Source organism: Carboxylicivirga longa (assembly GCF_050589825.1).
GTDB classification, from domain to species: domain Bacteria; phylum Bacteroidota; class Bacteroidia; order Bacteroidales; family Marinilabiliaceae; genus Carboxylicivirga; species Carboxylicivirga longa.
Map to the genome: position 1 here is coordinate 32482 of NZ_JBNGOZ010000011.1, position 12529 is coordinate 45010.

Genomic DNA, 12529 nt, shown 5'->3' on the forward strand with positions numbered 1-12529 from the left:
TATTATGGGACAAATTGCAAACATTCATGCTCGTGAGATCCTTGATTCGCGCGGCAATCCAACCGTTGAAGTTGAAGTAACATTAGAATGCGGCGTGATCGGTCGTGCTGCTGTACCATCAGGTGCTTCTACCGGCGAGCACGAAGCTTTGGAATTACGCGATGGCGACAAAGGACGTTACTTAGGTAAAGGTGTATTGGGCGCTGTTAAAAACGTTAACGAGGTGATTGCTCCCGAACTAATCGGAATGAGCGTTCTTGAGCAAGTTGCGATCGATAATAAAATGTTGGAATTGGACGGTACTAAAACAAAAAGCAAGTTAGGTGCCAATGCCATACTTGGTGTTTCATTGGCTACTGCAAAAGCTGCTGCTGAGTATCTTGATATGCCATTGTATCGTTACATCGGAGGAACGAATGCTGTAACACTTCCTGTTCCTATGATGAACATTATCAACGGTGGATCTCACTCTGATGCTACTATCGCTTTTCAGGAGTTTATGATTCGTCCTGTTGGTGCTAAGTCTTTCCGCGAAGGTCTGCGTATGGGTGCTGAGGTATTCCATGCTCTTGCTAAAGTGCTGAAAGGTAAAAAACTATCGACTGCAGTAGGTGATGAAGGTGGTTTTGCTCCTATGTTAGGGGGTACTGAAGAGGCTATCGACTGCATCTTAACCGCTATCCAAAACGCTGGTTATAAGCCTGGCCGTAAGGAAGAAGGTGGTGATGTGTCTATCGCTATGGACTGTGCTTCTTCTGAGTTCTTCAAAGATGGCGTGTATGACTATAGCATCTTCGAGCCAAACGGCGTGAAGCGTAACTCACAAGAGCAAGCTGCTTACCTGGCTGAATTGGTTGCTAAATACCCAATTGACTCTATCGAAGACGGTATGGATGAGAACGACTGGGACGGATGGGTTGCCTTAAATACTGCCATTGGCGATAAGTGTCAGTTGGTAGGTGACGACTTATTTGTTACTAACGTTGATTACCTGAAGAAAGGTATTGAGCTGGGTGCTGCCAACTCTATCCTGATTAAAGTAAACCAGATTGGTACATTAACCGAAACATTAAACGCCATTGAAATGGCTCACCGTGCAGGTTATACTTCTGTTACTTCTCACCGTTCAGGTGAAACTGAAGATGCTACTATTGCTGATATTGCTGTAGCTACCAACTCAGGTCAGATTAAGACGGGTTCGTTGAGCCGTTCTGACCGTATGGCTAAGTACAACCAGTTGCTTCGCATTGAGGAGGAATTGGGTGAGCGCGCCGTTTATGGTTATGCTAAAGTTCAGAAGAAATAAGCTCTTCTGCTTGTAATGATATAAAAGGCTGGCCGCATAGGTCAGCCTTTTTTGGCTTGATACCCCGGCGAAAACAATTCGGCATTTTGTGTGTTTTAAAATTGCCTTATCCGCAGCGCAAGGCATTGTATTAATTCAATCAGCTAACTCACTATGGATTATATTAAAGAACGCATTATTGAGATTGGCCGGCCCAAAGCCGAGATGGTTAGAGATCTCATTAAAAAGCATGGCGATGAAGTTATTCAGGAAGTTACTCTGGGGCAGGTCCTATCTGGCATGAAAGGGGTGGTCTCTCTGTTAACCTGTACCTCAAAGTTAGATCCCGAAGAAGGCATTCGTTTCCGGGGTTATACCATTCCGCAGTTGCAGCAACTATTGCCTAAAATGAACCCTAAAGGGGAGCCACTCCCCGAAGGATTGTTTTACCTTATGCTGACCGGTGAATTGCCCACCAAGGATGATGTGAACCATATTAGTGAGCAGTGGGCGCAAAGGGCACAAGGCATCCCTCCTCATGTGTTTGATGTGATCAATGCCTTACCTAAGGATGCGCACCCCATGATTCAGTTTAATAACGCTATTCTGGCCATGTCAACGGAGTCGCAGTTTCGCAAAGCTTACCTTACGGGTATGGATAAAAAAGACTATTGGGGGCCGACCTATGAAGGTGTTATGGATCTTATTTCGCGACTGCCCGTGATAGCTGCCTACATCTATCGCAGAGTGTTTCATAATGAGGAATATATTGATATCGATCCTAACCACGACTGGGCGGCTAACCTTGCTCATATGATGGGACACGACACCACAGAGGTACATCGCCTGATGCGCCTTTACATGGTAATACATGCCGATCATGAAGGAGGTAATGTATCGGCCCATGCCACTCATCTTGTGGGTTCGGCATTATCCAACCCCTATTATAGTTTCTCGGCGGGCATGAATGGACTCGCAGGACCTTTGCATGGCATGGCTAACCAAAATGTGATGCATTGGATTCATAAGATGCTGCGCGAGATAGGAGATGAAAATCCCAGTGAGTCGCAGATACGTGATTATGCCGAGATGACTTTAAAAAATGGGCAGGTGATTCCCGGATATGGTCATGCTGTATTGCGAAAAACAGATCCGCGTTTTACCGTACAGCTTGAGTTTGCCAAGAAATATGCGCCCGATGCACACCTTATTCAGCTCGTAGATAGAATATATAAAGTAGTGCCCGATGTATTGGCCAAGACGGGTAAGGTAAAGAATCCGTGGCCTAATGTGGATGCCATCAGCGGCTCTTTACTGACTTCGTTTGGCATTACCGAATATCCTATCTATACCGTTCTTTTTGGTGTATCACGTGCCTTGGGGGTACTCACGCAATTGATATGGGATCGACTATACGGATTACCCATTGAACGGCCAAAATCCGAAAATCTCCAATGGTTTATTGATCGGGTTAACTATAAATAGTAAAGAAGGGAGGCAGCGCCTCTCTTTTTTGTAAGCAATAAGTGAGTTTCAAATGAAAATTCGAACTTAGCGTAATTCTTCATCAGTATTTAGGGAGTATACTTACGTTTCTTTCCAGCAATACAATTGTTATAAGATCGTATGTTTTTATTACTTTTATCAGCAATGAGTGCATTAATAGAAAGGGTATTCCGCAGGGTTGCTATCAATGGAGCTGCACTGCGTTTTTGTTTTGCTATTGTTCTGATAGTGAGTGGGAGTGGTGCTGCTTGGTCACAGCGTGGGCACCTTTCGGTGGAGCAGTTTACCATTAGCGAAGGGCTTTCAAATAGTCATATCACTGCGCTTTTTCAGGATAGCCGTGGTTATTTATGGGTGGGAACGACTGATGGCTTAAACCGTTACGATGGTTATAATTTTGTCGTTTTCAGGCATCATCCTCTTGAGGATAGCACCCTGATAGGTAATTATGTACAGACTATTGCCGAAACGCCCGATGGTAATATATGGGTGGGCACGCGCAACAACGGTATTGCTATCTGGAAAAGGCAGAGTGGCAAGTTTATTAATCTGGGTAAAGGATCGGAGCTTTTTAAATCCTTGCATGAGTATGGGGTTTATGGTATGCACTGCGAAGGGGAAAATATTTGGGTGAAGACGCGCAATGCCATCGCAAAAGTTAACTACCGGACCCATGCATTTACTAATTATGATCATTATTCCTCGGTGCTGAAGAGAGGAAATAGTGCGCGTTACCCGGTAATAGGTGACGAGGCCAGAGTGTGGTTTGGCTCAAAAGATGGTATTCAGTATATCGAGGCTGGCCATAAGGCCATTCAGCGAGTGGAGGCCGCTGATAAGCACGAGCAAAATGAAGTTAGCAGCTTGCTTGGGCTCCGCGATAGTATATTACTGGCTGGCTCTTCGAAGGGGCTCACTAAGTATAATATTGTTGATGGCACCATGACAAACCTTCATAAAGCCGATAGCCCCTATTCTGCAGATGGTATTTATTCAATGGTGTGTGTTAAAGGCGGTGATGTGTGGCTGGCAACAGCGCAGGGGCTTATGTATATGCACGCTCCCTATGAGCATTATGCAGTCTTCCCGATTCCTAACCATCTTCGAAAATCATTTACGCATATAAGCACTATCATGGAAGATGCCAGTGGCTTATTATGGGTGGGTACTCAGCAGAATGGCTTGTTTAAAATAGATCGTAAGCCCACCAAATTCTCAACTATCGGATTACACGATGATGTGGAGTATCCCATGGATTGCTACGATTTTACAGCGGTGTTTGTCGATGAGCACAGCAACCTGTGGCTCGGTAGTGCACAGCAGGGGTTGTACTGGATTAACAGGGCTAACAGGCAGTTCAGGCAATATACAATTTACCCACCTTTTGTGTCACGGAACGATCCCTCAGTAAATACCATTTACAAAGACTCAAAGGATAAAATATGGCTGGGCACTGAAGAAGGAATTTTTATTTTGCACAAGGGAAGTAAACGCGTGCAGGAGTTTGATTATGGCAATAATAGCGATTTCCGTTATTTATTGAAAAGTAATACTATCAACGATATTATAGAAGATCGCCTGGGGGATATGTGGTTTGCCACACAGTTTGGTTTGTATCGTTATGATGGACAGAAAATGATGAGTTATTGGGCCGACGATGATGACGAATATGGCCTGTGCGATGATGAGATTAATGTGCTTTTCCAAGATGTTGATGGTTTGTTATGGATTGGCACCAATAATGGGGTGAACACTTATAATGTCGTGTCAAAAACTTTTCAGCGTATTCAAAATCAAAAAGGAGAACCCCGAGTGTTGAGCAATAATATCATTTCAGCTTTCGCTGAGGATCATGATAAGATTGTCATCGGCACGCATTCGGGTCTTTCCTATTTCGATAAAAATCGCCATTCCAGTGGCTTTTGGGAGTATGATGATTTGGTGAATGCCAAAATATATGGGCTTGAGATAGATGCCTATAACCGAATTTGGATAAGCACCGGCAATGGTATCTCTTCGATTATTCCGGGGACGCCGCCTTTCAAATATAATCGTAACGATGGTGTGCCTGACTATAATTTTAATGTTGGTGCATCCTTTCGTCATGGAAATAGTGAGTTGCTCTTTGGCGGCGATAAAGGGCTTACCATCATCAACACCGAAGAGGTGCCCATCAATAATAATAAGCCCAAGATGGTTATTAATGGTGTAAAGGTATTTCATAAGGGCAAAGTGGTAAATCAATTTCAAGGTGAGCATGCCGGCATTGATGTATTGTATCGTCGTAATACCATGGTGCAGGTGTCGTTTGCCGCTCTTGAATATACCTATCCTAAGGCCAATACCTATCGGGTTAAGTTAGAGGGGCATGATGAGGATTGGCGCGATGTTACGCTTCAGAATTTTGTTAACTTCTCAAATTTGTCACCCGGCAGCTACACCCTTAAAGTCATAGGCTCTAACAATGATGGTGTGCCCTGCGATAAGCCTGCTGAGCTTCTCATTTCTGTTAATCCGCCCTTATGGATGTCGGGCTATGCCTATGCCTTTTATATTATTTTTGGCATTCTGCTGATTCAGACTTTGATCAACTACCGTATTCGCAACTACCGCAAAGCCTATCAGGCACTTAACGAGAAGGCCGGTGATAAGCAAAAAATTGAAGAGCAGAAGGAGCGGCTGTCGCGCATTCATCAGAGCCTGACTGATAGTATCAGCTATGCCAAGCGCATACAGGAGGCCATGATACCCTCGGAGGATATGGTGAAAGAGATTATCCCTGACTCCTTTATTTATTTTCGACCTAAAGACATTGTTAGTGGTGACTTTTATTGGGTATACCGGCGTGAGCAGAAAGTATTTTTAGCCGCTGTTGATTGCACCGGGCATGGCGTACCGGGTGCTTTTATGTCGATCATTGGCTACGACCTGTTGAAGAAAATTGTGGAAATACAGGAAGTATCGTGTACGGCACGTATCCTTAATCGCCTGAGTGAGGAGGTGGCTCAAACCTTTAAAGCCAATAGTAAGGAAATTGGGATGTCATCAAGGCGTGTTGACGATGGCATGGACATTGCCCTGGTGATGATTGATGAGGAGCAGCAGGTATTACATTTTGCCGGAGCAATGAATCCCCTTTATATTGTGCGCGATAATGAGATTATGACCTTTAAGGGCGATCGCTTTGCCATTGGGTATCGCGACGAGGAAAAGCAACTTTCCTACTCAAGACATGAGATAAAAGTATATCCTGGTGATGTTATTTATCTTTTCTCCGATGGTTTTGCCGATCAGTTTGGCGGCCCCGAAGGTAAAAAATTTAAGTATCGCCGTTTCCGCCATCTGCTGTTGAATATTCATAAGCTGCCCATTGACGATCAAAAGGCCATACTGCACCAAAAAATGGAGGATTGGATGGGAACTGAGTACGAACAGGTGGATGATATCCTTTTAATGGGATTCAGGCTGTAACGGGATAAGATGATGAATTGGGGGATCGGTAAATTGGTAGGCTGAAGAACTGGTGAATTGAAGAATCGCTGTTTGAAGAGCCAATCATTGGCTAAATTTCAAACTCCAAAGACATAAATAAAATCAAAAGCCCGACAATTGCCGGGCTTCTTAATTTCTATTTTCTCACTTCTATAAGCGAATAAATGCGCGTTCTATTGTTTATTAAACATTGAAGCGGAAGTGCATAATATCACCATCCTGCACTACATATTCTTTTCCTTCAACACTCATCTTACCGGCCTCTTTACAAGCCTGCTCTGAGCCCAGTTCGATAAAAGTTTCGTATTTGATTACTTCGGCGCGGATAAATCCTTTTTCAAAGTCGGAGTGTATAACACCGGCGGCCTGCGGTGCCACGTAACCCTTGTGGAAAGTCCAGGCGCGCACCTCTTTTACACCGGCAGTAAAATAAGTTTGCAAATTAAGCAGCTGATAGGCCGAGCGGATAAGCTTTGCTACGCCGGATTCTTTCAGTCCCAGGTCTTCCAGAAATTCCTGACGCTCCTCAAAAGTCTCTAGTTCGGCAATCTCCGACTCTGTTTTGGCAGCAATCAGTAATATTTCGGCATGCTCATCTTTCACGGCTTCACGTACCGCATCTACGTGTTTGTTACCGTCAATAACCGAGTCTTCGTCCACATTACACACATACATTACCGGTTTGTTAGTAAGTAGGTATAAATCTTTGGTTACTTTCTCTTCGTGCTCTGTAAGTTCTACCGTACGGGCCGATTTGCCATTTTCAAAGGCTTCCTTGTAACGATACAGTACCTCTACAAGCTTCTTGGCATCCACATCCTTCGATGATTTAGCCGCTTTTTCAGTTTTTTGTAGTCGCGCTTCAACGGTTTCTAAATCCTTGAATTGAAGCTCCAGGTCGATGATTTCCTTATCGCGAACAGGATCGATGCTCCCATCCACATGGGTTACATTATCATCATCGAAGCAGCGCAATACATGAATGATGGCATCGGTTTCTCTGATATTCGCCAGAAATTTGTTGCCCAGTCCTTCGCCCTTACTGGCGCCTTTTACCAAGCCGGCAATGTCCACAATTTCAACGGTGGTGGGTACCACACGCTGTGGTTTAATCAGTTCCTCCAGTTTTACCAAACGATCGTCGGGTACGGTGATAACCCCCACGTTGGGCTCGATGGTACAAAATGGGAAATTGGCCGATTGCGCTTTGGCATTCGACAAACAATTGAATAGGGTTGATTTTCCAACGTTGGGCAGCCCAACGATTCCGCACTGTAATGCCATTATACTATATCTTAGTTATTTACTTTTTTATTTGAAGCTGCAAAAGTAGTGGTTTTTTACCTAAAAGTATCAAGAAGTGAGTATCAAGTATTAAGATGATTAGCATGCTGTAAAAAAAGGGATCGCATCCTCATTCCCTTAAGGGTTTTAAAGATGCGATCCTTTTAAACAAAGCCCATGCGTTCAATTCTTAGTAGACCTCTCTGCCTATCGGCACCCTGCTAAAATTCAGGAGGGTAAGGGGTTGTGATCATCACCTCCATTTAAAGGAGGAGTACCCCCTAGTGGAGAGGATAATGATGTTGTCAAATGCGATTATCGTGTTGTTTAAGCAGGGGTATCCGCAAAATTTTAATCGCCAAACTCACCAAATTTACCGTGTTGCAAGAAGTGAACACTCTTCTCGATCTCTTTGTACATGATCTTATCTTCTTTTACAAAGCCCACGTATTGGCGGTATTGAGCCAGAAAATCTTCCAGGAAGGGGGAGGTTTTGGCCGGCCTGCGGAAGTCTATGGCCTGCGATGCGTTAAAGAGCTCAATGGCCAGCACACGCTCCACATTTTGGGCTATTTTAAGTGCTTTAGTGGCGGCATTTCCGCCCATGCTAACATGGTCTTCCTGCTCGTTCGACGAAGGAATGCTATCAACCGATGAAGGGGTAGCCATCTGTTTGTTAAGGCTCACAATGGAAGCGGCTGAATATTGGGGTATCATAAAACCGCTGTTGAGGCCGGGGTTGGCCACGAGGAACTCGGGGAGACCCCGCTCGCCTGCAATGAGTCGGTAGGTGCGTCGCTCTGAGATACTGCCTATCTCACTCATGGCAATTGACAGAAAGTCGAGTGCCAGTGCCAGGGGTTCACCGTGGAAATTACCGCCTGAAACGATCATGTCATCCTCGGGAAATACCATGGGATTATCGGTTACTGAATTAATTTCGGTTAGCACCACATTGGCAACATAGTTAATAGCATCCTTGATGGCTCCATGCACCTGGGGCACGCAGCGGAAGGAGTAGGGATCTTGCACGTGTTTTTTCTCGCGGTTCATCAGTTCACTGCCTTCCAGTATGGCTTTGATATTGCGGGCAGTCTCAATCTGACCGGGATGCGGACGCACAGCATGCAGCTGCGGAAAGAAAGGCTCTATGCGGCCATCGAAAGCATCCAGAGAAGCAGCGGCAATGATATCTGCATACTTCGACAGGCGGAAGGCTTTTAGCAAAGTGTAAACAGCATGGGAGCTCATGAATTGTGTGCCATTCAAAAGGGCCAGTCCCTCTTTAGCACCCAGTTTAATGGGTTCCCAGTTGTTTTCGGCCAATACATCGGCTGCCTTGCGCAGTTCTCCTTTGTAATGCACTTCACCTTCACCAATGAGGGGTAAGAATAAGTGCGCTAAAGGTGCCAGGTCGCCCGATGCACCCAGTGAGCCTTGCTCAAATACGATGGGGTACACCCCGTTGTTAAAGAAATCGCACAGGCGTTGAACCGTCTGTACCTGCACACCTGAGTTACCAATGCTTAAGGCATGTATCTTCAGCATCAGCATGAGTTTCACTACATCGCGTGGCACTTCACGACCAATGCCACAAGCGTGACTCTTCACCAGGTTCTCCTGCAGTTTGCTTAGATCGGCAGACGAAATGGAGATATTGCATAAGGAGCCAAAACCTGTGTTGATACCGTAAACGGGGCCGTCATGCTGGGCTATTTTATTATCGAGATACTGCTTGCAATGCTTAATACGGGCGATTGATTCTTCCGACAGTTTTAGTTGATACCCCTCAGTAAGAATGGTTTCAATGATTTCAAAAGAGAGGGGAGCGGGGGAGATTTCAAATATTTTTTTCATGGATTTTAAAAATAGTGCAAAGTGCTTAGCGCGCGGTGCATATTTAAACTGGATTATTCTGGATGGCGAGGATTTTAACTGTGCCATTATTTCAATTAGCTGCAGATTACAGTTCGCTAGTTATCAGGTCTGAGTCAGCATTAGATTCGTATGGAGCTATATCACCTATTAACAATGCGATATTGTATTATTGCAAAGGTATCAGCTACACTCAGGGGCAGCGGATATCGCCACCAAAGGAGATAAAAATGTGGGTTCTATTTTTTAGAATTCTACCCATAAAAAAGCGGGGTAAGCAATAAGATGCCTACCCCGCAAACATATATAATTTCTTATTTATATACTGATGACTTTAATCAATTCTGGAACGCTTACTTTGCTTTGCTCGCCACTTTCCATATTCTTAAGCGTTACTACCTTTGCTTGTCTTTCTTCCTCGCCTGCCAGCAATACATAAGGTATTCCTTTTTTGTTGGCATAGTTCATTTGCTTCTTCATCTTAACGGCATCGGGGAAGAGCTCGGCATTAATGCCCGCTTTGCGTACCTCATTAAGAACACCCAATGCATAAAGTTCATCCTCGCCACCAAAATTAACAAACATAGCGCGTGTCTTTGCACCATCGGCTTCCGGAAATAGTTCGAGCTGGTTCATCACATCATAGATGCGGTCGGCACCAAAAGAAATACCTACACCTGATACATCTTTCAGTCCGAATATGCCTGTTAGGTCATCGTAGCGTCCACCTCCGGTGATGCTGCCTATGGCCACATCTTTGGCTTTTACCTCGAATATGGCTCCGGTATAATAGTTTAATCCGCGGGCAAGCGTCAGGTCCAGCTCCACCTCTAAATCCAGTTTCAGGGTGTCCAGGTAATTAAGCACAACCTCAATCTCATCTACACCTTTCATTCCTATTTCTGAGGCGGCTAAAACATCACGCAGCTGTGCTACCTTATCACGGTTAGAACCGCTTAGCATGATAATGGGTTGTATAGTGTCAATCGCCTCTTGCGATAAGCCTTTTGAGGCCAGCTCTTCGTTAACCTTTTCTAAGCCTATCTTATCCAGTTTATCGATGGCCACAGTGATGTCCACAATCTTATCCGATGCATCGATGATTTCAGCAATGCCCGAGAGAATCTTGCGGTTGTTAAGTTTCAGCACCACGTTAATATTCAGCAAACGATACACTTCATCAACAATTTGTATCAGCTCCACCTCGTTAAGGAGTGAATTGCTGCCCACCACATCTACATCGCATTGGAAAAACTCGCGGTAACGTCCTTTCTGGGGGCGATCGGCGCGCCATACAGGCTGTATCTGGTAGCGTTTAAAGGGAAAGCTAATTTCGTTTTGGTGCTGCACCACAAAGCGGGCAAAGGGCACTGTTAAATCGTAGCGCAGGCCTTTTTCACTTATTTGTGATATTACTTTGTTGGAGGCTTTTTCAGCCAGCAGACCGGTATCTGCCTTCTTTAAATAATCGCCCGAATTAAGAATTTTGAATAAGAGCTTATCACCTTCTTCACCGTATTTTCCAAGCAGCGTGCTCAGGTTTTCCATGGCTGGTGTTTCAATGGGCAGGTAGCCATACTTTTGAAATACGCTTTTAACCGTATCGAAAATGTAATTACGTTTCACCATCTCTACCGGTGAAAAATCCCTGGTTCCCTTTGGAATGCTTGGTTTTTGAGCCATATCTAACTATTGTTTTGCTATTCGTATTAAGTAGGTTTGAATAAACCGGGGCAAAGATACGAAAATGCATAAAAAAGATGCCATTAACGATAAACACTCATGGTAAAACCAAAGCGCTGACAGGTTTGAGCCCATATTTAAAGTTTGGGAGAGGTAGGTTATAATACCTCTCTATCCCCAAATATACTTTACTTTTCTGCGAGCGTAAAAAACGAGATTCTTTCCAATAGTTGCCCGGCTTGCTCGGATAATTCTTCTGCACTTGCAGCTAATTCTTCGCTGGAAGAAGCGGTTTGCTGGGTAAGGCTATTTAACTCTTGAATGGCGAAATTTACCTGTCCTACCCCTTTGCTTTGTTCCATGCTGGCAGCAGAAATTTCTTGCACCATTTTTCGGGTATTTTCAATTTCAGGGATGGTATCATTCATCACGATGCCCATTTCCTGAGAAAGTTGTAACCCTTCAGATACGATGGTGTTTATCTTTTCAGCCGCGATATGACTATTATTGGCCAATTTTTTCACCTCTGCAGCTACCACAGCAAAACCTTTACCATATTCACCGGCTCTGGCTGCTTCAACCGCGGCATTTAAAGCCAAAATATTAGTCTGAACCGAAATTTCTGATATGATTGATATGTTTTTTGCAATATTTGTATTGGCTTCTATGGTTAAGTTCGATTTATCGGCTACTCCGCGAATACTTTCATTCGCCTTTCGTGATATTTGCTCTGTTTGTTGAGAATTATTTGTATTATTTTCAATATTGGAAGTTATTTCTTCCATTGTTGCCGAAACTTCTTCCAATGAGCTGGCCTGCTCATTTGCCCCTTGCGAAAGTTGCTGCGAAGAGCTGCTCATTTTATGACTGGACTGCTCTAATATTTGAGCTGTTTGATGAACGTTTGTAATTACAGTGTTTAATTGTTCTATCAACGATTCCAATGAGTTATTAATGCTGGCAATCTCATTATCTTTGTTAGTATGATTAATTCTGATATCTAATCGACCCGTCGATATTATTTTGATTTTTTTTACAATATCGGTCAGTGGCCTTTTTAATTCCCTATTTATTAAAAACATAGCTAGCGATGCTAATAATAAAACTATTAATGGTTCAATAGCCGGATGGGCGTTAAGTGTTATAGTGACCTGCACAGTTACGGCAATGAAAATAACTAGGCATATCACAACAACGCCTACGTTCATTACAATCGATCCCTTAAAAAGGAATCGGATTACCAATAGTAAGATAGGAGTGCCAACTAGAATTTTGACAAGCATCTGTAACAGTAATTCTTCCATAATTTAAATTGTTTTTATCTTTCCTGATTGCGTACAAAACTAAGCCAATAGAATAGTATTAAAAATGCCCTTTTAGTTAAATAATGTAATTGTTAATTAT

Annotated in this window: 7 protein-coding genes; 3 read left to right on the plus strand and 4 right to left on the minus strand. The window is 43.8% G+C overall.

What is annotated here, in order from left to right; translation table 11 throughout:
* The first annotated feature begins 4 nt into the window (after window positions 1-4).
* The 3 genes from eno (at window position 5) to ACRD7A_RS11000 (ending at window position 6262) form a co-directional block, all read left to right on the plus strand.
* Entirely contained in the window at window positions 5-1306 is a 1302-nt protein-coding gene (eno, locus tag ACRD7A_RS10990) for a phosphopyruvate hydratase (protein WP_430812465.1), read from the plus strand.
* A 153-nt stretch (window positions 1307-1459) separates the two neighbouring features.
* Window positions 1460-2770, plus strand: a complete 1311-nt coding sequence (locus ACRD7A_RS10995; RefSeq protein WP_430812466.1) for a citrate (Si)-synthase — start codon at window positions 1460-1462, stop codon at window positions 2768-2770.
* A gap of 165 nt (window positions 2771-2935) precedes the next feature.
* Window positions 2936-6262, plus strand: a complete 3327-nt coding sequence (locus ACRD7A_RS11000) for a ligand-binding sensor domain-containing protein (protein ID WP_430812467.1) — start codon at window positions 2936-2938, stop codon at window positions 6260-6262.
* Between the two features lie 204 nt (window positions 6263-6466).
* On the opposite strand, the gene ychF is transcribed toward ACRD7A_RS11000, so the two are convergent.
* The 4 genes from ychF to ACRD7A_RS11020 form a co-directional block, all read right to left on the minus strand.
* Window positions 6467-7567, minus strand: coding sequence for a redox-regulated ATPase YchF (gene ychF, locus ACRD7A_RS11005; RefSeq protein ID WP_430812468.1), 1101 nt, complete (start codon window positions 7565-7567; stop codon window positions 6467-6469).
* Window positions 7568-7918: 351 nt separating this feature from the next.
* Window positions 7919-9424, minus strand: a complete 1506-nt coding sequence (gene hutH, locus ACRD7A_RS11010) for a histidine ammonia-lyase (RefSeq protein WP_430812469.1) — start codon at window positions 9422-9424, stop codon at window positions 7919-7921.
* Window positions 9425-9760: 336 nt separating this feature from the next.
* Window positions 9761-11125: a histidine--tRNA ligase gene (gene hisS, locus ACRD7A_RS11015; protein ID WP_430812470.1), complete on the minus strand. Its 1365-nt coding sequence runs from the start codon at window positions 11123-11125 to the stop codon at window positions 9761-9763.
* 188 nt (window positions 11126-11313) lie between these two features.
* Window positions 11314-12429, minus strand: coding sequence for a methyl-accepting chemotaxis protein (locus tag ACRD7A_RS11020; RefSeq protein WP_430812471.1), 1116 nt, complete (start codon window positions 12427-12429; stop codon window positions 11314-11316).
* Between the last annotated feature and the right edge of the window lie 100 nt (window positions 12430-12529).

Coding starts and splice junctions, on each gene's coding strand:
- ACRD7A_RS11020 (WP_430812471.1), bottom strand. CDS start 12,429: ATGGAAGAATTACTGTTACAGATGCTTGTCAAAATTCTAGTTGGCACT.
- ACRD7A_RS11000 (WP_430812467.1), top strand. CDS start 2,936: ATGAGTGCATTAATAGAAAGGGTATTCCGCAGGGTTGCTATCAATGGA.
- ychF (WP_430812468.1), bottom strand. CDS start 7,567: ATGGCATTACAGTGCGGAATCGTTGGGCTGCCCAACGTTGGAAAATCA.
- hutH (WP_430812469.1), bottom strand. CDS start 9,424: ATGAAAAAAATATTTGAAATCTCCCCCGCTCCCCTCTCTTTTGAAATC.
- ACRD7A_RS10995 (WP_430812466.1), top strand. CDS start 1,460: ATGGATTATATTAAAGAACGCATTATTGAGATTGGCCGGCCCAAAGCC.
- hisS (WP_430812470.1), bottom strand. CDS start 11,125: ATGGCTCAAAAACCAAGCATTCCAAAGGGAACCAGGGATTTTTCACCG.
- eno (WP_430812465.1), top strand. CDS start 5: ATGGGACAAATTGCAAACATTCATGCTCGTGAGATCCTTGATTCGCGC.